Source organism: Skermanella stibiiresistens SB22 (assembly GCF_000576635.1).
Taxonomy (GTDB): Bacteria; Pseudomonadota; Alphaproteobacteria; order Azospirillales; family Azospirillaceae; genus Skermanella; species Skermanella stibiiresistens.
The window spans coordinates 1-25,773 of the sequence record NZ_AVFL01000037.1 but is presented as its reverse complement, the minus strand read 5'-3'; the positions used below and the strand labels follow the sequence as shown (position 1 = coordinate 25,773).

The 25,773-nt window shown below is 66.9% G+C and carries 24 protein-coding genes; 4 read left to right on the top strand and 20 right to left on the bottom strand.

Annotation, left to right across the window (positions count from 1 at the left end; genetic code table 11):
• Position 1: 1 nt before the first annotated feature.
• The 19 genes from N825_RS30570 to ehuR all read right to left on the bottom strand — a co-directional run bounded on the left by N825_RS30570 (position 2) and on the right by ehuR (position 19,455).
• The gene (locus N825_RS30570) at positions 2-853 is read right to left on the bottom strand and encodes a universal stress protein (RefSeq protein ID WP_037460141.1); all 852 of its coding nucleotides are present in this window, start codon (positions 851-853) and stop codon (positions 2-4) included.
• 15 nt (positions 854-868) lie between these two features.
• Entirely contained in the window at positions 869-1,504 is a 636-nt protein-coding gene (locus N825_RS30565) for a TerC family protein (protein ID WP_037460139.1), read from the bottom strand.
• A 31-nt stretch (positions 1,505-1,535) separates the two neighbouring features.
• Positions 1,536-3,056 carry a tripartite tricarboxylate transporter permease gene (locus N825_RS30560; RefSeq protein ID WP_037460138.1) on the bottom strand — a complete coding sequence of 507 codons (1,521 nt, stop codon included), beginning with the start codon at positions 3,054-3,056 and terminating at the stop codon, positions 1,536-1,538.
• A gap of 18 nt (positions 3,057-3,074) precedes the next feature.
• Entirely contained in the window at positions 3,075-3,560 is a 486-nt protein-coding gene (locus N825_RS30555) for a tripartite tricarboxylate transporter TctB family protein (protein WP_037460137.1), read from the bottom strand.
• A gap of 42 nt (positions 3,561-3,602) precedes the next feature.
• On the bottom strand, positions 3,603-4,583 hold the full coding sequence (locus N825_RS30550) for a Bug family tripartite tricarboxylate transporter substrate binding protein (protein ID WP_037460136.1): 981 nt from the start codon (positions 4,581-4,583) through the stop codon (positions 3,603-3,605).
• 81 nt (positions 4,584-4,664) lie between these two features.
• On the bottom strand, positions 4,665-5,432 hold the full coding sequence (locus N825_RS30545) for an alpha/beta hydrolase family protein (protein WP_037460134.1): 768 nt from the start codon (positions 5,430-5,432) through the stop codon (positions 4,665-4,667).
• Positions 5,429-6,547, bottom strand: coding sequence for a DUF3182 family protein (locus N825_RS30540; RefSeq protein WP_037460183.1), 1,119 nt, complete (start codon positions 6,545-6,547; stop codon positions 5,429-5,431). Before N825_RS30540 ends, N825_RS30545 begins: the two co-directional genes overlap by 4 nt.
• Positions 6,548-6,633: 86 nt before the next feature.
• Complete coding sequence (locus tag N825_RS30535; RefSeq protein ID WP_037460132.1) at positions 6,634-8,109, bottom strand: MBOAT family O-acyltransferase; 1,476 nt, start codon at positions 8,107-8,109, stop codon at positions 6,634-6,636.
• Positions 8,099-9,094 (bottom strand): hypothetical protein, encoded by a 996-nt coding sequence (locus N825_RS30530; protein ID WP_037460131.1) that lies wholly within the window; start codon positions 9,092-9,094, stop codon positions 8,099-8,101. Before N825_RS30530 ends, N825_RS30535 begins: the two co-directional genes overlap by 11 nt.
• A 477-nt stretch (positions 9,095-9,571) precedes the next feature.
• On the bottom strand, positions 9,572-10,300 hold the full coding sequence (locus N825_RS30525; protein ID WP_084165202.1) for a GntR family transcriptional regulator: 729 nt from the start codon (positions 10,298-10,300) through the stop codon (positions 9,572-9,574).
• 9 nt (positions 10,301-10,309) lie between these two features.
• Entirely contained in the window at positions 10,310-11,152 is an 843-nt protein-coding gene (ehuA, locus tag N825_RS30520) for an ectoine/hydroxyectoine ABC transporter ATP-binding protein EhuA (RefSeq protein ID WP_037460130.1), read from the bottom strand.
• A 26-nt stretch (positions 11,153-11,178) separates the two neighbouring features.
• Positions 11,179-11,841: an ectoine/hydroxyectoine ABC transporter permease subunit EhuD gene (gene ehuD / locus N825_RS30515; RefSeq protein WP_037460129.1), complete on the bottom strand. Its 663-nt coding sequence runs from the start codon at positions 11,839-11,841 to the stop codon at positions 11,179-11,181.
• Positions 11,838-12,500 (bottom strand): ectoine/hydroxyectoine ABC transporter permease subunit EhuC, encoded by a 663-nt coding sequence (ehuC, locus tag N825_RS30510; RefSeq protein WP_037460127.1) that lies wholly within the window; start codon positions 12,498-12,500, stop codon positions 11,838-11,840. Before ehuC ends, ehuD begins: the two co-directional genes overlap by 4 nt.
• A gap of 104 nt (positions 12,501-12,604) precedes the next feature.
• Positions 12,605-13,474, bottom strand: coding sequence for an ectoine/hydroxyectoine ABC transporter substrate-binding protein EhuB (gene ehuB / locus N825_RS30505; protein ID WP_037460125.1), 870 nt, complete (start codon positions 13,472-13,474; stop codon positions 12,605-12,607).
• 183 nt (positions 13,475-13,657) lie between these two features.
• Positions 13,658-14,668 (bottom strand): N(2)-acetyl-L-2,4-diaminobutanoate deacetylase DoeB, encoded by a 1,011-nt coding sequence (gene doeB, locus N825_RS30500; RefSeq protein WP_157619651.1) that lies wholly within the window; start codon positions 14,666-14,668, stop codon positions 13,658-13,660.
• Positions 14,669-14,672: 4 nt separating this feature from the next.
• Positions 14,673-15,854 carry an ectoine hydrolase DoeA gene (gene doeA, locus N825_RS30495; RefSeq protein ID WP_037460124.1) on the bottom strand — a complete coding sequence of 394 codons (1,182 nt, stop codon included), beginning with the start codon at positions 15,852-15,854 and terminating at the stop codon, positions 14,673-14,675.
• 38 nt (positions 15,855-15,892) lie between these two features.
• Complete coding sequence (locus N825_RS30490; RefSeq protein WP_037460122.1) at positions 15,893-16,885, bottom strand: cyclodeaminase; 993 nt, start codon at positions 16,883-16,885, stop codon at positions 15,893-15,895.
• Positions 16,878-17,873, bottom strand: a complete 996-nt coding sequence (gene eutB / locus N825_RS30485; protein ID WP_037460121.1) for a hydroxyectoine utilization dehydratase EutB — start codon at positions 17,871-17,873, stop codon at positions 16,878-16,880. Before eutB ends, N825_RS30490 begins: the two co-directional genes overlap by 8 nt.
• 163 nt (positions 17,874-18,036) lie before the next feature.
• Entirely contained in the window at positions 18,037-19,455 is a 1,419-nt protein-coding gene (gene ehuR / locus N825_RS30480) for a MocR-like ectoine utilization transcription factor EhuR (RefSeq protein ID WP_037460120.1), read from the bottom strand.
• Positions 19,456-19,546: 91 nt separating this feature from the next.
• On the opposite strand from ehuR, the gene N825_RS30475 reads away from it, so the two are divergent.
• The 3 genes from N825_RS30475 to N825_RS30465 all read left to right on the top strand — a co-directional run bounded on the left by N825_RS30475 (position 19,547) and on the right by N825_RS30465 (position 23,096).
• Complete coding sequence (locus N825_RS30475; RefSeq protein WP_037460178.1) at positions 19,547-20,020, top strand: Lrp/AsnC family transcriptional regulator; 474 nt, start codon at positions 19,547-19,549, stop codon at positions 20,018-20,020.
• Between the two features lie 144 nt (positions 20,021-20,164).
• A complete protein-coding gene (locus N825_RS30470) occupies positions 20,165-21,655 on the top strand; it encodes an NAD-dependent succinate-semialdehyde dehydrogenase (protein WP_342666058.1) in 1,491 nt (496 codons plus the stop codon).
• A 34-nt stretch (positions 21,656-21,689) separates the two neighbouring features.
• A complete protein-coding gene (locus N825_RS30465; protein WP_037460118.1) occupies positions 21,690-23,096 on the top strand; it encodes an aspartate aminotransferase family protein in 1,407 nt (468 codons plus the stop codon).
• Between the two features lie 28 nt (positions 23,097-23,124).
• Here the strand turns inward: N825_RS30465 and N825_RS30460 are convergent, their stop codons facing one another.
• On the bottom strand, positions 23,125-23,871 hold the full coding sequence (locus N825_RS30460) for a hypothetical protein (protein ID WP_157619650.1): 747 nt from the start codon (positions 23,869-23,871) through the stop codon (positions 23,125-23,127).
• Positions 23,872-24,115: 244 nt separating this feature from the next.
• Between N825_RS30460 and N825_RS30455 the strand changes: the two genes are divergently transcribed.
• Positions 24,116-25,771: a POTRA domain-containing protein gene (locus tag N825_RS30455; RefSeq protein ID WP_084165201.1), complete on the top strand. Its 1,656-nt coding sequence runs from the start codon at positions 24,116-24,118 to the stop codon at positions 25,769-25,771.
• Positions 25,772-25,773 lie beyond the last annotated feature (2 nt).

Below are 25,773 nucleotides of genomic sequence, written 5' to 3'. Positions count from 1 at the left end.
CTCAGTGGACCATCAGGATGGCGATGTCGGGCGGCGCCGCGACGATGTCGCGGGTGACGCCGCCCAGGACAGTCTCGCGGAAGCGGCTATGGCCGTAGCCGCCCATCACCATCAGGTCGCAGCCGAGGCCGGCAGCCGCCGACACCAGCGCCTTCGCCAGGGGCTGGCCGTCGTCGGCGACCCGGTGGATCGTGGCGGTGACGCCGTGATGGGACAGGCTCTCCGCGAGACGGTTGGGATCGCCCGCGCGGTTTCTGGATGGGCGCTCGCCCGTCAGGATCACCACGCGGGTGGCCGCCGCAAGCAGCGGCAGGGCCGCCGCGACCGCGCGCGACGCCGGCAGGCCGCCGTCCCAGGCGACCGCGATGGTGGTTCCAACCGTGGCGGGTTCGCCAAGCGGGGCCAGCAGGACGGGCCGGCCCGAGTCGAACAGGGTCGCCTCCAGCGCGGGGCCGATCATGTCCGCGCCATCGGCCTCGCGGGCGAAGACGGTCAGGTCGGCCAGCCGGGCCTCCTGCGGGATGATCTCGACCGGCGAGCCGATCTCGGCCCGCCACGCCGAGGTCGGCGCCCCACCATCGGACGCGCCGGCGTGGCGCTGGCCCAGCTCGTCGAACAGGGCGCGGGCGGAGGCCACCGCCGCCCCCTGCCGCTCCTCCGCGATCTCAAGCAGCTTGCGGCCCAATGCCGCCGGGAGGGAGGCGGTCTCGACCGGAGAGGCGACCTCCGCGTGCGGGGTAACGCACAGGCCCTCGACATGGGCCTGGACCTGTCCAGCCAGCGTGAAGGCCAGGGCGGCGGACCGCCGGTCCGCCCCCGTACCGTTGATGGGTACCAGTATCTTCCTGATCATGGTCGCCGCCTCCCGTCACATGAGCCACGTCGTGTGCCGCATGACTTCCTCGCCACCGCGCCAGATCATGTCGAGCGCCACATAGGTGATGATCAACAGTCCGACCCAACCAATCCAGCGATATCTGTGCAGGAAGTGGGCAACCACGTTCGCGGCGGCGCCCATCAGCACGACGGACAGCAGCAGGCCCATGATCAGGATGTAGGGATGGTCCTTCGCGGCGCCGGCCACGGCCAGCACGTTGTCCAGCGACATCGACACGTCGGCGATCAGGATCTGCCAGACCGCCGCGCCGAAGGTCTTGGTCGGGGCCTTGCTCTCCGCCGCCGCGATGGCCTCGTCCGGCGCCACCTCGTCCTGGCCATGCGAGCGCAGCTCGCGGTACATCTTCCAGCAGACCCACAGCAACAGCACGCCGCCGGCCAGCGTCAGGCCGATGATCGCCAGCAGCTGCGTGGTGATCAGCGCGAAGAAGATGCGCAGCACCACGGCCGCGCCGATGCCCCAAAAGATGACCCGACGGCGCTGGTCGAGCGGCACGCCGGCGGCGGCCATGCCGACCACGATCGCGTTGTCGCCGGCCAGCACCAGGTCGATCGCGACGACTTGCCCAAACGCCACGAGTTGGGACCAGAGATCGACGTTTTCCATTTTCTGATTTTTTCCCGATTTATTTCGCCGGTCATGTCTTCAAGTCGGAATTAACCGGTTCCGGCTCTCGACGGCCCCGTGTCATTCGAATTACCACCGGCACGATGACAAGCAAAGCGGCGATCACCAGCAAGGCCAGTGATAACGGATGGGTGAAAAAGACCATCGGGTCGCCCTGGCTGATCGCCAGCGCGCGGCGGAACTGCTGCTCGGCCAGCGGTCCCAGGATCAAGCCGACGACGCAGGGCGCCACCGGCACGTCCAGCACCCTCATGCCGAATCCGATCACGCCGATGATCCACAGGACCACCAGATCGATGACGTTGTTGTTGAGCGTGTAGGCTCCCAGCGTCGCGAACACCAGGATGCCGGCGTAGAGCCATGGCCGCGGGATCACCAGCAGCTTCACCCAAATACCGACCAGGGGAAGGTTCAGCAGCAGCAGCAGGAAGTTGCCGATATAGAGACTGGCGATCATGCCCCAGACGAGGTCCGGGTTGGTGTCGAACAGCGTCGGACCGGGTTGCAGTCCATATTGCTGGAAGGCGGCCAGCATGATCGCGGCGGTGGCCGATGTCGGCAATCCCAGCGACAGCAGCGGCGCCAGCGTGCCGGCGGCCGACGCGTTGTTGGCGGCCTCCGGCCCGGCGACCGCCTCGATGGCGCCCTTGCCGAACTCCTCCGGATGCTTCGACAGGCGCTTCTCGACCAGGTACGACAGGAACGTCGGGATCTCGCTGCCGCCGGCCGGCAAGGCGCCGATCGGGAAGCCCAGCAGGGTGCCGCGCAGCCACGGCTTCCACGACCGGCTCCAGTCCTCGCGGCTCATCCACTTCGAACCCTTGAGCGCGAAGATCTCCTCGGTCTCGTAGCGGTGGCGCGACGCGACGAACAGCGTCTCGCCGATCGCGAACAGGCCGACCGCGACCACGACGGTGTCGATGCCGTCCAGCAGTTCCGGGATACCGAAGGTCAGGCGCGCCTGTCCGGTCTGCAGGTCGATGCCCACCAGTCCCAGCGCCAGCCCGAAGAACAGGCTGGCGAGGCCGCGGCTGAGGGAGGAGCCGAGCACGGCGGTCACCGTGGTCAGCGCCAGCACCATCAGGGCGAAATACTCGGCCGGACCGAACAGCAGCGCCATCTTGACCATCAGCGGCGCCACGAAGGTCAGCGCCACCGTCGCGAGCGTGCCGGCGATGAACGAGCCGATCGCGGCGGTGGCCAGCGCCTGGGCGCCCCGGCCTTGCCGGGCCATGGCGTGGCCGTCGATCGCCGTGACGATGCTGCCCGATTCGCCAGGCGCGTTCAGCAGAATCGAGGTGGTCGAGCCGCCATACATGGCGCCGTAATAGATGCCGGCGAACATGATGAAGGCGGAGGTCGGCTCCAGGCTGTAGGTCACCGGCAGCAGCAACGCCACCGTCAGCGCCGGCCCGATGCCGGGCAGCACGCCGATCGCCGTGCCGATCGTGACACCCAGCGTCGCCCACATCAGGTTGTACGGGGTCAGCGCCACGGCGAAGCCGTGGCTCAGGGCAATCAGGATTTCCATGGGAATGGCCGCCTAATGTCAGTCGGGTTCGGCGACGAGGCTGTCGAAGACGCCGCCGATCGGCAGGTTGAGATCAAGCCCGTAGTTGAACAGGCCGAACGCCGCGGCGGTCAGCGCCAGTCCCAGCAGCGCGTCGATCACCAGACGCCGGCTGCCGAAGGCGCGGGCGACCACCATGAACAGGATGGTGGAGGCCGGGATCCAGCCCAGCGCCTCGAGCAGCAGCAACTGCACCACCAAGCCCGCCGAAACCAGCACGACCGCGCCGAAGTCCAGTTCCAGCCCCTGCTGGTGGGCGATCCTGCCGGCGAAGGCCTCGCGCAGCAGCGACGCCCCGACGATCACCAGACCGGCCGCGATCAGGTAGGGGAACAGGCGTGGGCCGACCACCACGTTGGCGGCGCCGGGAGATTTGAGCGTCTCGTAGGCGATGAAGGCGCCGAGCGCCAGCACGGCGGCGCCCAGGCCGGCCTCACCGAATTTGAGGCCGCGTCCGGTCGTCATGGCATGTCTCCTGAAGGGGAGTCGCTGGGCGGATGTGGCTGGTTACTTGACCAGGCCAAGATCGGTCAGCGTGACCTCGATCTGGCTGCGCTCGTTCTTCAGGAAGGCGGCGAACTCGTCGGCCGGCTGGTACTGGTCGATCCAGCCGCGCTGCTTCAGGATCTCCTTCCACTCGGGGCTGGCGGCCATCTTGCCCATCATCTCGTCGAGCTGCTTCTTGTCGGAGGCCTTGACGGCACCCTGGGCGAACACGCCGCGCCAGTTGACGAACTCGATGTCGACGCCCTGCTCCTTGAGGGTCGGGGTCTGGACGCCGGGCAGTCGCTCGGGCGAGGAGACGGCGACGGCGCGCAGCTTGCCACCCTCGATCTGCGGCGCGAACTCGTTGTAGCCGCCCATCGCCAGGGTGATGTGGCCGCCCAGGATCGACGACATCAGCTCGCCGCCGCCGGCGGTCGCGACGTAGTTGATCTTGGCCGGGTCGATGTCGACCTTCTTGGCGATCAAGCCGGCCAGGATCTGGTCGCTGCCACCCGCCGAGCCGCCGCCCCACGAGACGGAGCCGGGATCGGCCTTGAACTTGGCCAGGATGTCCTGGAGCGAGGTGATCGGGCTATCGGTCGGCACGACGATCGCCGTGTACTCGCCGGTCAGCCGGGCCAGCGGCGTCACCTGATCCAAGGTCACCGGCGACTTGTTGGTGACGATGGCGCCGACCATGATCTGGCCGCCGACCAGCAGCGAGGGCGAGCGCTTCTTGGCGGTCACGAACTGGGCGAGGCCGATGGTGCCGCCGGCGCCGGGGATGTTGACGACCTGGATGCCTGTGGCGAGGTCGAGCTTTTGCAGGACCTGCTGCACGGCGCGGGCGTGCTGGTCCCAGCCGCCGCCGGGGCTGGCTGGGGCGATCAGTTCCAGGCCCTTGACCTGTGCGGATGCATGAGAGGCGCCGAGCGCGAGGGCTCCGGCGACGGCGGCCGCCGTGAAGGCGTGGCGAAGGGTTCGGAAATTGGCGTGGCGCATGGTGTTCGCTCCCCTGACATTCGTTGCACCGCCTCGCGGGCGGCGGATCATTCGTTGGGGGAACCCTACCAGCGGAACCTGTCACCAACCTGTCACTGGAGCCGAGGCGTCGTTTTTCCGCGAGCCGACGATCATCTCCGCCGCCCAGGTCACCAGGAGCGTGGTGTAGGCCTGCTGCGCCGCGTTGTCGGAAAGTCCGTGATCGGCACCCTTTATCACCCGGTATGTCAGCGAATGGACCTTGTCGAAGGCGGCGCGGTAGTTGGTGATGACGGGATGGGGCACGATGGTGTCGCATTCGCACTCGACCACCAGAGCGTCGCCGGTGAACTCGGCGCAGGCGGCCAAGGCCCGGTTGCGGTCGGGCGTGACGCGGGTCCGGCGATAGGCGTCGATCTCCGCCTTGTCGAGCTTCCGCTTCGGCATCATCCAATCCTCGTCCCGATATAGGGCGGGTGCCCGCAGCGCCAGCCAGCGGACCGGGCGGAGGGAGCTGACGATGGTCGCGAGGTAGCCGCCATAACTGCTCCCGACCACCGCGATGGAGTGGGGATCGACGGCGGGATGGCTGGCGAGCCTGTCATAGGCGGCCAGCAGGTCGTTGAGGTTGTCCTCGCGCGTCACGGTCTCGTATTGGCCCTCCGTCCGGCCATGGCCGCGCAGGTCGATGGTCAGGCAGACGCAGCCGAGCGCCGCGATCTCCCGGGCCCGCGCCAGATACTGTTCCTGGGTGCCGCCCCAGCCATGGACCAGCAGGGCGGCGGGCAACCGCGTCTCGGGTGTCACGAAGGTGCCGGCGATCCTGTCGGGGCCAACGGGGATGTCGATCGTCTCATCGGTGGTCGTCATGGTCTTTCCGTCACGGTGTACTTGAGAAGGGGTCCGGCATGCTCATCGACGCCATGAAAATAGATCGTGGCGTCCGACGGCGGCTGGCGGCCCTCACCGTAGAGCTCGACCGTCGCGGTCCGCAGCGCCATCGCCCGGGGATTGGCGCGGAAGCCTTCCAACGCCGCGATCTCCGCGCCGCTGGCACCACCCAGCCGCCACGACTGTTCGAGCACGCCACTCCGATGCCGGCCCTTGGCGTCGAAACCCACGGCGATGTCGTAATTACGCCGCGACACGAACATGCCGGGGAAGGTCTCCATGGCGGCGGTGTCGTAGGCGCAGGCTTGCGTGATCGCGGTCTTGGCCGCTTCGGGCAAGTCCAGCTTGGTCAACTCCGCGTAGCCGCCACGCACGGCCAGCAATTCGGTACCGCCATAGACCTGGACGCCCCGGTTGTTCGGGGTCAGGCGCTGGGTTCCGAAATAGCTGACGGTCAGGTCGGCGACGCGGACCTGACCGACGCTGTGCGTCTCGACCTCGGCGAGGTTCTCCTCCAGCACCAGACCGCAGGCCGCCAGTTCGTCGCGGTCGATGACCGCCAGCGCCTCGGTCAGCTCGGCCTCGGTACGGGCGACGCTCTGGCCCTGTCCACCCTTCTCGTGGACCGGCTTGATCCGCACCGGCCCTTCGGCCAGCAGCTTGGCGAAGGCGATGTGGGCGTCAGCCTCGGAGAAGACGGTGAAACCGGCCAGGACGGCGTCGGCGATCCGGCTGGCGAAAGCGTGGGACCATCCGGCCGGCGCCGCCGCGGCGGGATCGACCAGCGGGTGGGTGATCGCCTTGGTCGCGACGAAGGCGTGCGGCACGACGCCGCCGAACAGGTCATGCTCGCTTCGGATGCCGAGCCGGTCCGCGATGCCGGGCTCGACCAGGGTCTCGTCCGGGACGTGGTAGAGCGGCCCCGGATATGTTCGGGATGGATCGAAGTCGCCGGCGAAGCCACAGCCCTTGAGTGCCGCGAGCTTGCGGGAGATCAGCGCGCGGGTTTCGGTCTCGTGCGGACGCCGCTTCGCCCGCGCGATGGTCGGATAGCCGACGACGGTACCGTGTGTCTGGCTGGTGCTGGTCGTCATGGTGCTGGACCGTTCCGTGAAGCCCTCCTTATTCAATCGGAGACACGGCGGATCGTTCCAGCACCGGGACGGATTGGTCTCCCGCCTTAGAAGTTGAAGTAGATGAACTCGCTGACCGCCGACAAGCGGGTCAGGGTGAACAGGAAGCAGCACGCCGCCACGCCGGCTCGAGCGGGCGTCAGCCGCCAACCCCTACCGACTCCCCTGCCCACCTCGGCCATGCCGAGCAGCCATGTCTGGGAGTTGGGCGCCAGCATGCAGACCCCCAGGAGCGCCGCGATCAGGATCTCGTGGCGATATTGGAAGATGTCGGCCGGCGATTGGAGGCTGACCTCTCCCGTCGTCCAGCCGTTGGCCCCGGTCATGGCGTGGAGCATGGCGAAGGCCTCGTCCAGCGATGTCGCGCGGAAGAAGACCCAGGCGACGGTGACGCACAGGAAGGTGACGGCGCGCGCGGCCCAAACGCCACCCTCCCCCGTCATGCCCAGCTTGGCGCGAACCGCGCGCCAGGCGTGGTTGACGATCAGGAACATGCCGTGGAGGGCGCCCCAGATGACGAAGGTCCAGCCGGCGCCGTGCCAGATTCCGCCCAGCAGCATGGTCAGGAACAGGTTGACGTAACGCCGTGTCTTGCCCTTCCGGTTGCCGCCAAGCCGGATGTAGAGGTAGTCGCGCAGGAACTCCGACAGCGTGATGTGCCAGCGGCGCCAGAAGTCGATGATGTCGGTCGCTTGGTAGGGCGAGTTGAAGTTGAACGGCAGCTTGATGCCGAACAGCAAGCCCAGCCCGATCGCCATGTCGGAATAGCCGGAGAAATCGAAGTAGAGCTGCATGGAATAGGTCAGCGCCCCGGTCCAAGCCTCCGACGCGGTCAGCGCCTGTGTCGTGGCGGCGCTGAAGACGGGAGTCGCGTAGGTCGCGAGCTGGTCGGCCAGCACGACCTTCTTCCACAATCCCATGGTGAAGAAAGCCAGACCCAACGCCAGACCCTCGTGGCTGAAGCGCAGGTTCTCCGGCTTGGCGAATTGCGGCATCAAGTCCTTGTGGTGGACGATCGGACCGGCGATCAACTGGGGAAAGAACGTCACGAACAGACAGTAGTCGATCAAACCGTAGTCGGCGGACCGGCCCTCCGTCGCGTCGACCAGGTACGCCACCTGCTGGAACGTGAAGAACGAGATCCCGAGCGGCAGGACGATCGCCCGCAGTCCAAAATCGATCCCGGCCAGGGCGCCGACATTACCCATCACGAAGACCGAATACTTGAAGTAGCCAAGCAGGAGCAGGTTCGCCGTGACGCCTGCGAACATCAGGGCGCGCCGGTTCCCCGGCGCACCTCCCGAGGAGGGCGAGATCCGCCGCCCGACCGCGTGGTTGACCAGCACGCTGGCGAGCAGCAGCGGCACGTGGAGTGGGTTCCACCAGCCGTAGAAGAAGATCGAGGCCAGTGTCAGCCACAGCATCGGGAGGCGGGGACCGCTGGTGAGCGGGACGAGCAGGCGGAAGACGATCAGCGTCACCGGCAGGAAAACGCCGATGAAGATCCAGGAGTTAAAGAGCATGGTTCTTGTCCCCCGCCGCGAAGCCGCGCTCCGTACTGTCCATTTGGGAGATCACGTGCTCGGTCAGGATCGGCACGGACGACCATTGCAGGTGGGCGTGATCCGTGAAATCCGAGTCCTTCAGGTTCAATCCCTTGGTCGTGTCGATTAGGACGGTGTTCAGCAGGTTGAGGTGCCGCGATACGTCGGCGCGGAACGCGGCGTCGCGCGCTCCGCCGGGATCGTAGGCCTCGATCCAGCTTGGCATGGGCGGAAACAGGACGACGACGAACTCGATGCCGCGGCGGGCCAGCATGTCGCTCATGGCCCGCAGATGGGTCATGCAGGCGGGATCGACCGAGACATTGTCGCGGATATCGCCTTCCGGCAGTTTCAATGGCCCGGAGCCGTAGCGGTCCATCACCAGGGGAGCGTCGATCAGTTCGCCCGACCGCATCTCCGCCAGATTGACCACGTCGCGCAGGAAGGCGTTCGGCCGGAAGTTCTTGAAATACAGGTGCCACGCGTCGGAGCCGCCGAAGACGTAGTCGCGGGCGTCCTCCGGTTTGAAGAACGCGCCTCCCCCGGCGGGACAGGACTGGAAATCACGCATGGAGAAGACGGATAGCACCGTCTTGACGCTGGGCATGCCGTCCAGCAGGAAATCGGTTAGGAACGCGGTCTGATCGACATGCAGGAAACAGGGGGCCGCGTTGAGCGGCTGGACCGCCTTGCCATACCGCTGCTCGAAGATTGAGAAATCGAGGTTGCGCCACGTGACGGACGAGCCGACGGCGATCAGGCTGGGCTCGCGGATGGTCGTCTCATGGAGGAACTTGAACTTCTCGTCGATGCAGTTGGTGGCGGTGATCGGGGGTGCTGGCAGCCGGTTGGTGGCCGCGAGCGTCGCCAGCCCCGCGGCGCCAGCCACGAGGAAACAGAGGCACCAAGCCGCGAAGGCGATGTTGAATCGCCGCGCGGCCCTGCCTGGCAGGGTGTCTGACATGATGGATTTGCCCAAGGATCGACCGGGCGGGCACCCCGGTAAGGGCTGCCCGGTGCGACATGACCGAGAAGACGGAGTGCGGGTGTTGGTCGCGGCTGGCGCGACGCCGTCCTCAACGGGTCAGGGCGGAGCGCAGGGAACGCTGCGTTGGCCATGGCGGGCCACGGTGGCCGGCCGGAAATATTGGGAAACACCCAAGGGAGCGACGGTCGTGACGGCGCGTCTACCCTGCTTGGAACGCAGCCGCGACCTGTTGCCGGGCCCTTCGGGCCAGACCCCTTCGCGTTTGTCGTTGCCAGTCGAGATCCGCATTTGGTCGTTTCCGATTCGCTTCGGTCTGACGGTTCGCCAGCCCCAACCGACAGTTTTCGGGGGCTTGGGAAAGACACGATAGCGGATCAATACAACCAGCATAAGTGCGCTTGTTATATAACTCCTTCGTCCGCTGGTTGGGGCGTCCAGCCTAGGCTTCCGAGGTCACTGACCGAAGTAGCCCTTCATCCGCATTCGGCTCATGGAGATATGATTGCGCCTTATGTAGTGCAGGCTGCCCAGGTCGTTCAACTCCATCGCCTGGATGAGATCCGAAATCTCGTTGCTGAACGCGTCGACCTCCTCCGGCCAGTTCATCATGGGGAGGAGCTGTAGCCACATCCGGGCGGTCTGGAAGAACAGGCGGTCACTGATGTCGCGCAGCGGCAGGTTGCCGATCGAGCAGGACAGTTCCTGCTGGACCGCGATGTTGAGGCGGCCGAACTCCTCCAGGTCGATCCGGGACCTGATCTTGGCGCATCGCTCCCGCAGCTTCCTCATGCGCTCCACATCCGCGTGGCCGCGTGGGATGGGCGACAGCGCGCCGCTGATCTCCGCCAGCTTCATCCGCAGGTCGTCGATCTCCCGCAGCTCCTCGAAGTCGATCAGGGTGACGATGGTGCCGATGCCCTGCCGGCTTTCGACCAGCCCCTCGTGCTCCAGCCGTTGCAGCACCCGGCGGATGGGGGTCCGGCTGATGCCGAACTCGCGCGCCAGTTCCGTCTCGCCCAGGGTGTGGCCGGGCGGGTAGCGCAGCAGGCAGATCCGGTCGCGGATCTCGCCGTAGATCGTGTCGAACCGCCGCCGCGCCGCCGTGGGCTGGCTCCGCCGACGTCTGCCGGTCTGTGGCAGGTCGTCATCGTCCAAGGTTTCGGCGAGGTTCGGGTCGGTCATGATCCCGTTTCAGCTTTCGAGCACGGCCCGCAGGAACGCCTGGGTGCGTTCCTCGCGCGGATGGTTGAACAGTTGGTCCGGCGGACCCTGTTCACAGATCCGTCCTTGATAGAAGAAACAGACGCGATCCGCAAACTCCCGCGCGAACCCCATCTGGTGGGTGACCATCAGCATGGTCAGGTTGTGCTCCTCGGCGAGCTTGCGGATGACGTTCAGCACCTCGCCGACCGTCTCGGGGTCGAGCGCCGAGGTCACCTCGTCGAACAGCATGACGCGCGGCCGCATCGCCAGCGCGCGGGCGATGGCGACCCGCTGCTGCTGCCCGCCGGAAAGCTGCGCCGGGTAATGACCCAGCTTGTCGCGCAATCCCACCAACTCCAGCAGGTCGCGCGCCCGCGCCTCGGCCTCGTCCTTGCCGATCCCCAGCACGTGGACCGGCGCCTCGGTGACGTTTCGCAGCACGGTCATGTGCGGGAACAGGTTGAACTGCTGGAACACCATGCCGACGTTCTTCCGCATCTCGCGCAGGTGGCCGGCGTCGGCGGGCACCAGTCCACCGTTTTTCGCGCCTCCCTTCCCGGGCATGTGCCACAGCGGCGCTCCGTCGATCTCGATCGACCCCGTGTCCGGCCGTTCCAAGGTCATCAGCACGCGCAGCAGCGTCGATTTGCCGGAACCGCTCGGGCCTATCAGAGCGACCTTCTCGGCGGGCGCTATGTCGAGGTCCAGGTTGTCCAGGACGGTCAGACTGCCGAACGCCTTAGAGATGCCCTTGAAGCGGATCATCGGGCGGGCGGCGTCCAGTGCCGGCGTACCGGCGGCGGGGTCTCGCAAGGCGGAGGTCGTGGTCATCGGGCGGGTCTCCGGTGCTGGTGGGGTCAGGTCCGGCGAAGCGTGCCGAGGTGACGTTCGAGGCGGCCGATCAGCAGCGCCGAGATCAGGCTGACGATCAGGAACAGCAGGCCGACGATGGTCAGCGGCTCCAGGTACTGGAAAGTCTCCGACCCCTCGATCTTGGCGACCTGCATCATTTCGAGGACCGTGATCGCCGACAGCAGCGGCGTGTCCTTGAAGATGGCGATCAGGTAGTTGCCGAGCACCGGGATCACCGGCGGCAGGGCCTGAGGCAGGATGATCGCGCGCAGGGTATGGAAGGGGCTGAAGTCGAGCGCCACGGACGCTTCCCACTGGCCACGCGGCACGGCGTCCAGCCCGGCGCGGTAGACCTCGGCGGTGTATGTCGCGTAGTGCAGGCCCAGCCCGATCACCCCGGTCAGGAACGGGCTCATCTGGAAGCCGAAGCCCGGCATGACGAAGAACAGGAAATAGAGCTGCACCAGCAGCGGCGTCGAGCGGATGAACTCCGCGGCGCCTGCCACCGGCAGGGACAGCCACAGGAACCTGGACCGCCGCGCCAGGGCGATCAGCAATCCCAGCACCAGGGCTATCGCAAAACCGGCCAGCGCCGCCTGGACCGTGACGATCAGGGCGTCCAGCAGTTTCGGCGCCACGGCGAAGGCGTAATCCCAATCCCAGATCATCGCGCCATCCGCCTGCCCCGTCCGACCGACAACCGGCGTTCCAGCATCCTGAAGGCGCTGGTGATGGCGATCGCGATCAGGAAATAGATGATCAGCACCGCCCCGAAGATCTGGGCGGTCCTCAGCGTCGCCGTGTTCAAGAGCTGGCCCTGGAAGGTCAGGTCGGTGATGGTGATCAGCGAGACCAGCGCCGTCGCCTTCAGCAACTCGATCATCAGGTTGTTGAACGGCGGCAGCATCGCGATGGTGGCCTGCGGCAGGATGATCCGCCGCATCGCCAGACCCGGCGACATGTTGAGCGCCAGGGCCGCCTCGTGCTGGCCCTTCGGGATGGCCTGGATGGCGCTCCGCACCACCTCCGCCCCGTAGGCTCCGATGTGCAGGCCCAGCCCGATCACGGCCACCACCATGGGCGACAGCGTCAGGCCGAACAGCGGCAAAGCGTAGAACAGCCAGAACAGCTGGACCAGCGCCGAAGTGCCGCGGAAGAACTCGACATAGGTCACCGAGATCCAGCGCACCGCGCGCCAGGATGACATTCGGCCAAGCCCCGCCAGCAGCGCGCAGACGAAGGCGAGCAGCCCCGCCATGGCCGTGATCTGGATGGTGGTCCAGGCGCCCTGGAGGAGGTTGCCGTAGAACTCGATCGGGAGAAGCATGACGGCGTCGACCTTTCCGTCACAGGATTGGACAGGTGGGATGGACGAACGTGCGGGTCGCGACCGGACCCGCCTCGTCGCCTGTCACCGGGGAGAGGCTGCGATCACTTGGCGGCGCAAAGATCCGCCGTGGTCCGCTCCGGCATCTCGGTCTTGGTGAAGCCGAATGGCTCGACCAGGGCCAAGTGGGCGTCGCCGCCGCGGAAGGCGATCAATTCCTTGTTGAAGGCTTCGTGGAAGTCCTTGTCTTCCGGGCGGAAACCGAAGGCGCCATAGCCGCGGATGCTCTCGCCGTCGATCACCGGGTCCTTGAACGGCTCGGCGCGTTCCAGGCCATCGCCGTTCTTGGACAGCAGATCCTGGATCGTCAGCGCGGTGCCGGCATAGGCGTCGACCCGGCCGGTCCGCACTCCGGCCAGCGCGCTGGGGCCATCGGGGAAGACGATCAGCTGCGGCTCGGAGACACCCATCTTGCGGGCATAGCCGGCCTCGACGGCACCGGCCATGACGCCGAGCTTCACCTGCGGGTTCTTCGCGACGTCCTCGTAGCCCCCCAGCTTCTTCGGATTGCCGGCGGCGACCGCGAAGGCCTCGCCGATCGAATAGCTGGGTTCGGAGAACAGCACCTGCTTGCAGCGCGGCGGCGTGATGTACATGCCGGCGGCGATCAAATCGAAGCGGCCAGCCCGCAGCCCTGGGATCAAGGCGCCGAACTCGGTCAGGACGCCCTCGACCTTGGTGACGCCCAGCTTTCCAAGGACCACCTTGGCGACTTCCGGCGCCTCGCCGGTAAGCTTTCCGTCGGTGGTCTGATACCCGAACGGCGCCTCGTTGGCAAAGCCGACCCGGATCTCGCCGGTGCGCTTGACGCGCTCCAGCGTCGTTTCCGCGGAGGCCGCCATCGAGCTCAGCGCGATGCCAGCGACGGCGAGCGTGGCGGCGGCGAACCGCCCGAATGACGTGATCTTACCCATCGTGAACCCTCTCTGTTTGGTGAGGCGGGCCGCTTCCGCGGCCTCATCGTTGTTGAGGTTATTGTACGCCGCTATGCTGCATACCGCAATATTTGTATACATCTAGCCGTAATGTTTGCCGCCAAATCCCTCGGTTTTTCGACCCTTTCACGGGATCCTGTATACAGGTGTCAGACGACGCCATCATAGCCGAACCGCCACGACAGCCAGCGTGTCGCCCGTTCGGACGATCCCGGGAAAGTGCCGGGCGGCCAGGATTCCATCCATCGCGGCCCGGTATTCCTTGGGGGCGACGCCGGTCCTGTCCAGCGCGTGGATGCGGGCGATGACGTTTCCCGCGGCAACGGTCTGGCCGAGGTCGACGCACATCTCCAGCACGCCATCGTCCTCCGCCGTGGTGAAGCATTCGGGGCCGGGCATGTCCATGCGGATGCCGTCGGTGATCTTGGGCCGCCCCGTCAGGATGCTGGCGTGCCTCAGCACGTTGCGGATACCCCGCTCCGCGATTTCAATGGTTCGGGCGGTGGCGGTTCCGCCGCCGCCCAGTTCGGTCGTGACGAAAACCTTGCCCATCTCCTCGGCGGCGCTGTCGTACATCCCGACACTGTCGATCTCGAGCATCATCATGGAGTAAGGTGCCGAGAAAGCCTCCATCGCGGCGACGCAGGCGGCTTGCTGGTCCTTGTCCTCCAGCACGTGGGCGGCGGCGAAGGGGACGAAATCCAGCGTTTTACCACCGGAGTGGAAGTCCAGCACGACATCCGCCAAGGGAAGCAGAGTTCGTTGAAAGTAATCGGCGATTTTTTGCGTCGCCGTTCCATCCGGCTTGCCGGGAAACGATCGGTTGAGGTTGCCGGCGTCGATCGGCGAGGTCCTGCGTCCGGCGGCGAATGCCGGGAAGTTCATCGCCGGAACGATGATGACGCGCCCGGTGACGTCCTCCGCCTTCAACTGGTTGGCCAGCTTGAGCAGAGCCACCGGTCCCTCGTACTCGTCGCCATGGTTGCCGCCGGTCAGCAGCGCGGTCGGCCCCGTCCCGCGCTTCACCACGGTGACGGGGATCATGATCGAACCCCAGGCCGACTGGTCGTGCGAGTGCGGCAGCTTGAGAAAGCCGTGCTGGACGCCGTCGCGGTCGAAATCGACGGTCGGCGTGATCGGCGAGGGGCGCTGGCCCAGCGTCATGGATCCCATCGCATCAATCCTTGACGAACAGCTGACGGGGATAGCGGCAGAAAGTCTCGGAACCGCCGTCGGTGATCCGGAAGCTCTCAGTGATCTCCAGGCCCCAATCATCCTGCCAGATGGCCGGGATGAGGTGGAAGCACATGCCGGCCTCCAGCACGGTCTTGTCGCCGGGGCGCAGACTCATGGTGCGCTCGCCCCAGTCCGGCGGATAGCTGAGGCCGATCGGATAACCGCAGCGGCTTTCCTTCTCCAGGCCATATTTGGCGATCGTCTTCCGCCACGCCGCCTCGACATCCTCGCAGGTGGCGCCGGGCTTCGCGGCGTCCAAGGCGGCCGCCATGCCGTCGAGCACGGCTTTCTCGGTGTCCAGGAACTTCTGGGGCGGCTTGCCCAGGTAGATCGTCCGCGACAGTGGGCAGTGATACCGCTTGTGGCAGCCGGCGATCTCGAAGAACGTCCCTTCGCCCGACTTGAATCGGCGGTCGTCCCAGGTGAGGTGCGGCGCCGAGGCGTCGATGCCCGAGGGCAGCAGCGGCACGATGGCGGCGTAATCCCCTCCATGGCCATCGGCGCCACGCGCCGCCGTGTGCAGGATCTCCGCCACCAGATCGTTCTTCCGCATGCCCGGCTCGACCAGGTCGAGGATGCGGGCATGCATGGCCTCGACGATCCGGGCGGCGCGGTTCATATACTCGATCTCGCGCGGCGACTTGACCGCGCGTTGCCAGTTGACCAGGGCGGTGGCGTCCTTGAACGTCGCGTTGGGCAGGTTGGCGCGCAGGGAGTCCAGGCAGGCGGCGCTGAAGTAATAGTTGTCCTTCTCGACGCCGATCGCCTGCCGGCCCCAGCCCTTGGACTCGATGATCCCGGACAGGAAGTCCATTGGGTGCCGCTCGGTCGATTGGACGTAGTGGTCGGGATAGCCGATGATGTTGTCATCCGCCATGAAGACCGTCCGGCGAGCGCCGTTGGCGTCCTGACCGCGGCCGTACCAGAGCGGATCGCCGTCCAGCGGCAGCAGCACGCATTGGTGGACATAGAACGACCAGCCATCGTAACCGGTCAGCCAATGCATGTTGGACGGGTCGGTCACGATCAGCAGATCGATCCCCCGCTCCGCCATGACCCGCCGGGTGCGGGTGATGCGGTCGGCGTATTCCGATCTTTCGAAGTTCAACGAGACCTGTGTCATTTCTCGGTGGTCCTGCCCTGGATGGCGATGCTGAAGTATCAGGAGGTGAAAGCCGTGCCGACGCCGCGTTCGGCGGCGCGCTGGCGGGCCAGCGTCGCGATCGCGGTGTCCTGCACGCCGGTGCCGGTCAGGTCGCAGACGGTGATCTGGTCCGCCGAGGTCCGGCCGGGATGCTGGCCGGCGATCACTTGGCCAAGTTCCGGGAAGACGGCGTCTGGTGTTACATGGCCGGCCACGATGGCGTGCCGCAACTCGCCCAGGATGGCGCATTGCTTGAGCCGGTCGGCGACGTAGAGGTCGGCGTGGGTCAGCACGTCGGGCGCCAGTTCGTTCTTGTGCTCGGCGTCCGAGCCCATCGCGGTGATGTGCTGGCCGGGGCGGAGCCACGCGGCTTGGATCAGCGGCGTCCGGCTGGGGGTCGTGGTGACCACGATGTCGGCGACCGCCACGACGGCGGCGGGATCGGACTGGACCGTGACGGGCAAGCCTGTGCGGTTCCGCATGTCATCGGCGCGGCGGGCCGCCTTGTCGGGATCGCGCGCCCACAGGTGGACGTGGTCGATATCGCGGACCAGACGCAGGGCGTCGAGCTGCAATCCCGCCTGCACGCCGGCGCCTATGATGCCGGCGCTCCGGGCGTCGGGGCGCGACAGGTGCTTGGCGGCGACAGCACCGGCCGCGGCGGTTCGGACATCGGTCAGATAGCCATTGTCGAGCAGGATCGCCTCCACCAGACCGGTGCGGGCGCTGAGCAGGATCATCAAGCCGTTGACGCTGGCGATGCCCAGCTTGGGATTGTCGAAGAAGCCGGGGCTGATCTTGATCGCGAAGCTCTCGACGCCCGGCACATAGGCGGTCTTGACGTCGACCTCGCCGTTATGGTCCGGCACGTCGAGCCGCAGGATCGGCGGCATCGCGACGTCCTGGGTCGCCAGTGCTCGGAAGCAGTCCTCGACGCAGGCGACGGCGTCCAGGTCGAGCGCCACGCAGCCGCACAACTCCGCTTCGGTCAGTATCTTCAGGTCAGGCACGGGTTGCCTCCGCGGGCTGTCCGCTCACGATCTCGGCGTGGCGGTTCATGTCGATGTTCCGGCCGCTCAGAACGATGATGGTTCGGCCGGGTCGCTCGATCAGGCCGGCCATCAGCGCGGCGATGCCGACGGCGCCCGCACCCTCGACCACCTGCTGTTCCTGGCGGTAGGCGAAGCGGATCGCGTCGGCGATCCGGGTTTCGGAGACCAGCACGACGTCGTCCACCAGATCGCGGACCAGGGTGAAGCTGTGCCGGTTGGCCAACCCGACGCCGCCGCCCAGCGAGTCGGCGAGGCTCTCGACCTCCTCCACCAACACGGGCATGCCGGCGCGGAGGCTGGCGTGCATGGCGGCGCCCCGCTCCATGGTGACGCCGATCAGGCGGGCGCGCGGGTTGGCCGACTTGACCGCCAGCGCGATGCCGGCCAGCAAGCCGCCGCCCGACAGCGGCACGACGACAGTTTCCAGATCGGGCAGGTCCTCCAGCAGTTCCAGGCCGATCGTGCCCTGCCCCGCGATGACGTCGGCATGGTCGAACGGCGGCAGCATCGCCATGCCATGCTCGGCGGACAAGCGGTCGACCTCCTCCTGCGCGTCGTCCTGGCTGGTGCCGACGATGCGGACCTCGGCTCCCAGCGCTCGGATCGCCTCGACCTTGTTGCCGGGAACCAGCTTGGACATGCAGATGACGGCGGGCACACCAGCTTGCGACGCCGCGAAGGCCAGGGCGCGGCCGAAATTACCGGTCGAAGCCGCCACGACACCCCGCGCCCGCCGCTCCGGATCGAGCGACAACAGCGCGTTGGCGGCGCCCCGCAGCTTGAAGCTGCCGGTGACCTGCTGGTGTTCCAGCTTGAGGTGGACCGGGACGCCCGCGTCGTTCGACAAGGTGATGGTCGGCACCAGCGGTGTCCGCACCACATGGCCCGCGATCATCCGACGGGCGCGGTAAATATCTTGGGGTACCGGATGGGGGCGAGCGGTCATAAGGGGTCCCATGCCACCGTTGACGCTTGGCGGAACCGGCGTTCGGTTCCGTCAGCAACGAAGGATAAGCACCCCGGTATGCAGGTCAATCGCTACATTGTCATGAGACAATGAAACTTCGATAGCGCGGGGAAACGCCGATATTCACCGGATTTGGGATGGGTCAGGCGACGAAACCCGCGTCGTTGATGCCGGGATATTGGGCGAAGGTGGTCGCGATGATCTCCAGCGCCTCGCGCAGCGTCTCCAGCGTCATGGAGCCGCCAACGCAGATGCGGATCGCGTTGGGCGGCTCGCCCGCCTCGACCACGAAGGGTTCGGACGAGGTCGCGGCGATGCCGCGCTCGCGCAGCGCCCGGATCAGCCCCTCCTCCGTCCAATAGCCGGGAACCCGCAGCCACGCGCTGAGCGCCAACGGATGACCGCCCACGACATGCGGCCCTAGGATCTCGCTGACCAGCCGCTGTCGCTTGCGGATCTCGTCGCGCTGGACGCGGAGCAGTTCGTCGGCGGTGCCGTCCTCGACCCAGCGGGCCGCCATCTCGGCCACGACGGGCACGGCGCTCCAGCAGGTCACGCGCAGCACGCTGGCCGCCCGGATGATGAAGTGGCGTGGCACCACCAGGTAGCCGGTGCGCAGCCCGGTCATGACCGATTTCGTGAAGCTGGTGCTGAAGAACCCCAGTTCCGGCACGAAGGAGGTGATCGACGGCAGGTCGTCCTCGATCAGCGGACGGTAGACCTCGTCCTCGATGATGTAGACGCCGTTGGCGCGCGCGATCTCCGCCAACCGGCGGCGGCGCTGGGCACCCATCAGGGTGCTGGTGGGGTTGGTGAAGGTCGGCGTGCAGACCAGCGCCTTGACCTTGGCGGTGCGGCAGGCGTCCTCGAAGGCGTCGGGCAGGATGCCCTCGCGGTCGGTCGGCAACCCGCACAGGGTGAAGCCCAGCACGTTGGACAATCCTATCACGCCATGGTCGGTCAGCGCCTCGGTCAGCACCAGGTCGTCCCGCTGCACCACGGTCGCCAAGGCGAGGAAGATGCCGTGCGAGGTGCCGTTGGTGATCAGGATGCGATCAGGCGACACGCCCGGCAGGCCCAGCCGGGTCAGCCAGCCGGCGCCCACCGCCCGATGCGCCTCCAGCCCCGCGACGGGCCGGCAGGGCCGCATCCAGGGGGTGTTGTCGCCCTCCGCCATGGCCGAAAGCAGCGCCCGCGAGGAGGATTCGTGCCGTTCGGTGAAGATGGCGCGGACGATCGACAGGTCGAGCGTGTCGCTGGGACGGTTGTCGAGCATGTGGCGGCCGGCGCGGTCGGTGACCCTGCCCTTGACGAAGGTGCCGCGGCCGACCTCGCTGCGCAGGAAGCCTTGGCGCTCGACCTCCTTGTAGCTGGCGCTGACCGTCTGGACGCTTACGCCCAGCCGCAGCGCCAGCTCGCGGTGGGTGGGCAGCCGCTGGCCCTGCGCCAGCCTGCCGGCCTCGATATCGGCGATGATCGCCTCCGTCAGCACCTTGTGCTTGGTCTGGTGCCGCGTACCGCCGCGCTGCCCGATGGTCAGGACGGGAAGCCACTCTGTCATGCCAACCTCTAGGCGACCACATCAATCCGGTCTATTGAACCGGCTCAATATGGTCATTGACGCGCTTGCGATGTCAAAGGAAAGTTCGCGCATGAAGCTCGACGAACTGGATATCAAGATCCTCGCCGCCCTCCAGCGCGAGGGCCGCATGACCAAGCTGAAGTTGGCGGAGACCATCAACCTGTCGCCGACACCGTGCTGGGAACGGCTGCGCAGGCTGGAACAGGCCGGGATCATTTCCGGCTATCACGCCAGGCTCGACCTGGACAAGCTGGCGCGCGCCACCCTGGTGTTGGTCGAGGTCACGCTGAAGCGCCACCAGCACGCCGACTTCCAGCGGTTCGAGACGGCGGTGCGCGATGTTCCCGAGATCGTCGAATGTTACGCGACAGGCGGCGGGCTGGATTATGTGATGAAGGTCGTGGTGCGGGATGTCGACGCGTACCAGCGCCTGATCGACCGCCTGCTGATCGAGGATATCGGCATCGACCGGTACTTCACCTACATCGTCACCAAACCGGTCAAGCAATCGGCCGGGTTGCCGCTGGACAGCCTGCTCGACTGAGGGAGCGGAGAAACTCTCCGCCCAGCGGGGCCGGAACGGAGACTTCCTCCACCGATCGCCCCGACTTCGAAAAACCTCTCTCCCCAAACCGCGCTAGCCTTGGCGCTGATATCGGGAGCCCTGGACACGAGGGGAGAGCGGACCTTGCTGGCGAGATCCTTCCACACCACAGATAGCATCATGACCCGGCTGGCCGACCCGCGCCTGTTCCGCGAGCGGGCCCATGTCGGCGGCAAATGGTGTTCCGCCCGGAGCGGTGCCGTCGTCGAGGTGACCAACCCCGCCACTGGCGCCTTGATCGGCACCGTGCCTGACATGGGCGCCGCCGAGACCCGCGACGCGGTGGCCGCGGCGGTGTCGGCCTTTCCGGCGTGGCGGGCGACCCTGCCGCGCGAGCGGGGCCGCGTCTTGCGCCGCTGGGCCGAGCTGATGCTGGAGCACCGCGAGGATCTGGCGATCGTCATGACGATCGAGCAGGGCAAGCCGCTGGCCGAATCGCGGGGCGAGATCGACTACGCCGCCAGCTTCGTCGAGTGGTTCGCCGAGGAGGGCCAGCGCGCCAACGTCGAGGGCGTGACACCGCATCTGGCCGACTGCGCCATGGTGCTTCGGCGGGAGCCGGTCGGCGTGACCGCCGCCGTGACCCCGTGGAACTTCCCGTCCGCCATGATCACCCGCAAGGCCGCGGCGGCCTTGGCCGCCGGCTGCCCGATGGTGGTCCGGCCGGCGTCGGAGACCCCCTACTCCGCCTTGGCGCTGGCCGAGCTGGCCGAACGCGCCGGGGTTCCCGCGGGGGTGTTCTCCGTGGTGACCGGCGCTCCCGAACCGATCGTCGGCGAGCTGTGCGCGAACCCGACCGTGCGGGCGCTCAGCTTCACCGGATCGACGGCGGTGGGCAAGCGGCTGCTGGCGGCCGGGGCCGCGACGGTCAAGCGGATGTCGATGGAGTTGGGCGGGCACGCGCCGTTCATCCTGTTCCCGGATGTGGAGCTGGAAAAGGCCGTCGCCGGCGCCATGGCCGCCAAGTTCGCCACGACGGGACAGGACTGCCTGGCGGCCAACCGCATCTATGTCCATCGCGGCATCCACGACCGTTTCGTCACCGCCTTCACCCGCGCCACGGCGGCCCTGAAAATCGGCGACGGGCTCGACCCGGCGGTCGAGCTTGGCCCTCTGATGCATGCCCGAGCGGTCGACAAATGCCGCGAGCATGTCGAGGACGCGGTCTCCAAGGGAGCGCGGGTGACGACGGGCGGCGGCGTCGATCCCGCGCTGGGTGGACTGTTCTTCCAGCCGACCGTGCTGACCGGCGTGACGCCTGACATGCTGATTTACCGCGAGGAGACCTTTGGCCCGGTGGCCCCGATCGTCGCGTTCGACGATGGCGACGACATCGCGGCGCTGGCCAACGACAGCGAATACGGCCTCGCCGCCTACCTGTTCACCAACGATCACGGGCGGGTCCAGCGCCTGACCCGCGCGTTGGACTACGGGATGGTCGCGGTCAACCGGGTCAAGCTGACCGGCGCCCCGGTTCCGTTCGGCGGCGTCAAGCAGTCCGGCCTCGGCCGCGAGGGCGGCCGCCTCGGGCTCGAGGAGTTCACCGAAGTCAAATACCTGTGCCTGAACGCCTGAAACCGAACGCCTGAACTTTCACGGAGACGACACCATGACCGCCACGACCAGCAACCACACCGCCGTGCTCCAGGCCCAGGATCGGGCGCACGTCTTCCACCCCTCGACACACATGCGCCAGCACGCGGCGGGCGAGATGCCGAACAGGATCATCCGCGGCGGCAAGGGCATCCACATCGAGGACACCGAGGGCAAGCGGACGCTGGACGCCTTCGCCGGCCTGTACTGCGTCAATGTCGGCTATGGCAGGACGGAGATCGCCGACGCGATCCACGAGCAGGCGAGCCAGCTCGCGTACTACCACACCTATGTCGGCCACGGTAACGAGCCGGTCATCAAGCTGTCGGAGCGGATCATCGCCAAGGCCCCGGCCGGCATGTCCCGCGTCTATTACGGAATGTCCGGTTCGGACGCCAACGAGACCCAGATCAAGCTGGTCTGGTACTACAACAACGTGCTTGGCCGGCCGGAAAAGAAGAAGATCATCTCGCGCTGGCGGGGCTATCACGGCTCCGGCATCATGACCGGCAGCCTGACCGGGTTGGAGCTGTTCCACAACGCCTTCGACCTGCCGCGGGCCCCCATCCTCCACACCCTGGCGCCACATTACTACTGGGGCGGCGAGGCTGGCGAGAGCGAGGCGGAGTTCTCCAAGCGCTGCGCCGCCGAACTGGAGAAGATGATCCTGGCGGAAGGTCCCGAGACGGTCGCCGCCTTCATCGGCGAGCCGGTGCTGGGCACCGGCGGCATCGTGCCGCCGCCCGAGGGTTATTGGGACGAGATCCAGAAGGTGCTGGCGCGCCACGACGTGCTGTTGATCGCCGACGAGGTGGTGACCGCGTTCGGTCGCACCGGCGCCTATTTCGGCAGCGACAAATACGGCATCAGCCCCGACCTGATCACGATCGCCAAGGGCGTCACCAGCGCCTATCTGCCACTGTCAGGCGTGATCGTCGGCGACAAGGTCTGGCGCGTACTGGAACAGGGGTCGGACAAGCTGGGCCCCATCGGCCATGGCTGGACCTATTCCGCCCACCCCGTCTGCGCCGCCGCCGCCAACGCCAACCTGGACATCGTCGATGGCGAGAACCTGACCGGCAACGCCGCCGAGGTCGGGGCCTATCTCCAGAGCCGGCTCCACGAGACCTTCGACGACCACCCCATGGTCGGGCAGGTCCGCGGCGTCGGTTTGCTGGCGGCGCTGGAGTTCGTCGCGGACCGGGGCGCCAAGCGCCGCTTCGATCCGAACCTGAAGGTCGGCCCGCAAGTCTCGGCCGCCTGCCTCGCCGGCGGCATGATCGCCCGCGCGATGCCCCAGGGCGACATCCTGGGCTTCGCCCCGCCCCTGATCATCACCAAGGCGGAGGTCGATCAGGTGGTGGAGATCACCGCGAAGGCGGTCGACCAAGTGGCCGACCAACTCGCCGGGCAGCTCGCCTGAGCCGGCTCGTGGCCTGGGCTTTCGAGGGTCACTCCGACGGGTTGCCCAGACCGGCGCGCACGATGACGGTTTCCGGGGCCATCGGGACCAGCGCGCCGGCGGCGTCCTGCGACAGGATGGCGTAGCGCGCGGCACCGGCGCCGGTCACCCGCACCACCAAATCCTCCAAGCCGCGGCCGGCGATGTCGGCGGAAGCCACGACGTCGATCGTGGCCGTCTGGCCGCCGTGGCGCAACGTCACGCCATGGCGGCCGACATCGATGGATTCCACCCCCGCGTCGCGTAGGCGGCGCATCGGCTTGATCCAGGACGGCAGGATCTCGGCCAGCTTGGAGGGATCCAGGCGGTCCTGGACGATTCGGCCCAGCGCGCCCTCCGGTCCGATGAAGTCGCGCGGGTTCTTGCCCAGATGGGCGGCGCGCAACGGCAGGCAGTCGGCGTAGTGCCGGGCGTTCGGGCTGTCGGTGAAGAAGCGCAGGCGGTCGGGCCGGACGGTCGCGGTCAGGAAGCCCAGGCAGCTTTGGATGCGGACATCGCCATCGGTGAACCTGCCGAACATCTCCGGGCGGGTCCGCGCCATCTCCTGATCGAAGCGCAGCAGGGCCGCTTCGAACGACCTGTCATGGATGATTGCGGCGCGGACCGGCTCCTTGGCGCCGACCCCGGCTTGGTCGAGCACGGTGGCGACGGCGAACACCCCGCCGATCAGGATCAAGGCGGCCGCGAAGGTCCACATCGATTCCTGCTTCCACTCGGTCCGCCGAGAATTTTCCATGTCCCGCATCCTCCATCGCCATAAGGCCGATCACGCCGGGGAGGATGGCGAATATTGGTTAATTTTTTGATCGACTTTCCCACGCACCTCATTGGCGCATCATCGCCGCCCTATTCGAATAATAGAAAATCATGAGGAGATCTCGTCGAAAAAGGAACAATTCTGTTTTCTGGAACAGTCATAGTTAGTACAAATTGGATGTACTCGCCCTTTCAGACGAGATATCAGCCGGGTGCCATTCATCATGACCATTTCGCGCGACGATCCACGAGCCCTTCCAGGCGATCGATCCGGGACCACGGCGTTGCGCCGATCCACCTTGCTACCCCTGATCGTCGTGGCGTCGATCTTTCCAGCGATGGTCTCGACGGTTGCGCCCGCGGCGGCGCAGGTCACGCCGCCCGCGTCCTTTACGAACAATCCGGCGCTGCTGCGCGAGACCGACATCGACAAGATCAACGATCGATTCGCCCGGCCCGACAGTCCGCTGACATCGACCGAACCGGAAGTGCCGGTCCTGCTCGACCAGACCAAGCCACCCGGCAACGCGGACGCGATCCAGTTCCCCTTCAAGGGGTTCGAGTTGGAACAACCCTCGCCGATCGCCCAGGCGGCGGTGGACGAGATCGGCAAGGATCTTTCCGGCCGCACGGTGTCGCTGCTCGATGTTTTCGAGGCCGCCGCCGCGGTCGGCCGCCGCTATGAGGCCCAGGGCTATTTCCGACCCAAGGTCAGCGTGCCGCCGCAGAAGATCACCGGAGGCACGGTCAAGCTGCGGGTCGAGGAGTTCTCGGTCGATCGCGCCATCGTCACGATCGACGGCGCGCCGGCCCCGTCCGATCCCGTGCTGGACCGCGTCATCGCCGACGTCAAGGCCGACCGGCCCTTGTCCCATGCCGTGTTCCAGAGCGCCCGCGACCGGCTGAAGCGGGAACTGGGGCTCTCGGTGACCGACCTGGACAGCGACGTGGAGCCGGACCACAGCGTCACCGTCACGGTGGGCCTGAGCCGGCGGGCATCGACCGCCGAGGAACGCGGCGGCATCGAGGTGCCGCCAAGCCTGTCCCACGACAAACCGCCGATGGACGCGGCGCTGATCCGGTTTCGGCTCGACCGGCTGGAGGTGGCGGGCGTCACGACGTTCGGCGCCGACGTGCTGACGCCACTCTACGCCGGCTCGATCGGCCAGGAGATTTCGCTGGCCGATCTCTACGCCATCGCCGCCAAGATTCGCGGCCGATACGAGGCCGACGGCATCGTGCCCCCCAATGTGGAGATCCCCGCCCAGTCGATCATCGACGGCGTGGCCCGAATCGAGGTCACGGAGATTTGGGCGTCGAAGGTGGTGGTATTGCTGGACGGCAAGGAACTGCCGCCCGGCGACCTGCTGTACCGGACCGCCAACCGGGTCGCCAACGTCCAGCCGCTGACCATAGCGGCGCTCAACCGCCACGCGCTTCTGCTCACCGACATCCCGGGCATCAGCATCCGCTCGATCACGCCGCCGAAGGGACCGGGCGAAATCGCGACGGTCGAGCTGGCGCGCAAGACCTTCGCCGGCAGTGTCGGGATGGACAACCGGGGATCGCAGCCGACCGGCATCATCGAGATGATGGCCAGCGGTTCCGCCGCCGGCGTGCTGGGAATGAACGAGCGGCTTACCGTCAGCCACATCACCATGATCGATCCGGAGGAGGTCAGGATCCTCGGGATCGGCTATGACCAGCCGCTCAGTTCCGATGGATTGAAGTTGTCGACCTACTTCAGCCGGACGCTGGGCAAGCCGGGCGCCAACCTGAAGGATCAGCAGGGCCGCAGTTTCGGATCGCTGTTCACCGCCAGCCTGTTCTACCGGTTCTGTCAGCTTTCGGGGCAAGTTGCGCAGCGGACAGGCGTCTGACT

Bases quoted from the DNA above. Each gene is read 5' to 3' on its own strand.
- N825_RS30570 (WP_037460141.1), bottom strand. From the start codon at position 853: ATGATCAGGAAGATACTGGTACCCATCAACGGTACGGGGGCGGACCGG.
- N825_RS30565 (WP_037460139.1), bottom strand. From the start codon at position 1,504: ATGGAAAACGTCGATCTCTGGTCCCAACTCGTGGCGTTTGGGCAAGTC.
- N825_RS30560 (WP_037460138.1), bottom strand. From the start codon at position 3,056: ATGGAAATCCTGATTGCCCTGAGCCACGGCTTCGCCGTGGCGCTGACC.
- N825_RS30555 (WP_037460137.1), bottom strand. From the start codon at position 3,560: ATGACGACCGGACGCGGCCTCAAATTCGGTGAGGCCGGCCTGGGCGCC.
- N825_RS30550 (WP_037460136.1), bottom strand. From the start codon at position 4,583: ATGCGCCACGCCAATTTCCGAACCCTTCGCCACGCCTTCACGGCGGCC.
- N825_RS30545 (WP_037460134.1), bottom strand. From the start codon at position 5,432: ATGACGACCACCGATGAGACGATCGACATCCCCGTTGGCCCCGACAGG.
- N825_RS30540 (WP_037460183.1), bottom strand. From the start codon at position 6,547: ATGACGACCAGCACCAGCCAGACACACGGTACCGTCGTCGGCTATCCG.
- N825_RS30535 (WP_037460132.1), bottom strand. From the start codon at position 8,109: ATGCTCTTTAACTCCTGGATCTTCATCGGCGTTTTCCTGCCGGTGACG.
- N825_RS30530 (WP_037460131.1), bottom strand. From the start codon at position 9,094: ATGTCAGACACCCTGCCAGGCAGGGCCGCGCGGCGATTCAACATCGCC.
- N825_RS30525 (WP_084165202.1), bottom strand. From the start codon at position 10,300: ATGACCGACCCGAACCTCGCCGAAACCTTGGACGATGACGACCTGCCA.
- ehuA (WP_037460130.1), bottom strand. From the start codon at position 11,152: ATGACCACGACCTCCGCCTTGCGAGACCCCGCCGCCGGTACGCCGGCA.
- ehuD (WP_037460129.1), bottom strand. From the start codon at position 11,841: ATGATCTGGGATTGGGATTACGCCTTCGCCGTGGCGCCGAAACTGCTG.
- ehuC (WP_037460127.1), bottom strand. From the start codon at position 12,500: ATGCTTCTCCCGATCGAGTTCTACGGCAACCTCCTCCAGGGCGCCTGG.
- ehuB (WP_037460125.1), bottom strand. From the start codon at position 13,474: ATGGGTAAGATCACGTCATTCGGGCGGTTCGCCGCCGCCACGCTCGCC.
- doeB (WP_157619651.1), bottom strand. From the start codon at position 14,668: ATGGGATCCATGACGCTGGGCCAGCGCCCCTCGCCGATCACGCCGACC.
- doeA (WP_037460124.1), bottom strand. From the start codon at position 15,854: ATGACACAGGTCTCGTTGAACTTCGAAAGATCGGAATACGCCGACCGC.
- eutB (WP_037460121.1), bottom strand. From the start codon at position 17,873: ATGACCGCTCGCCCCCATCCGGTACCCCAAGATATTTACCGCGCCCGT.
- ehuR (WP_037460120.1), bottom strand. From the start codon at position 19,455: ATGACAGAGTGGCTTCCCGTCCTGACCATCGGGCAGCGCGGCGGTACG.
- N825_RS30475 (WP_037460178.1), top strand. From the start codon at position 19,547: ATGAAGCTCGACGAACTGGATATCAAGATCCTCGCCGCCCTCCAGCGC.
- N825_RS30465 (WP_037460118.1), top strand. From the start codon at position 21,690: ATGACCGCCACGACCAGCAACCACACCGCCGTGCTCCAGGCCCAGGAT.
- N825_RS30460 (WP_157619650.1), bottom strand. From the start codon at position 23,871: ATGGAAAATTCTCGGCGGACCGAGTGGAAGCAGGAATCGATGTGGACC.
- N825_RS30455 (WP_084165201.1), top strand. From the start codon at position 24,116: ATGACCATTTCGCGCGACGATCCACGAGCCCTTCCAGGCGATCGATCC.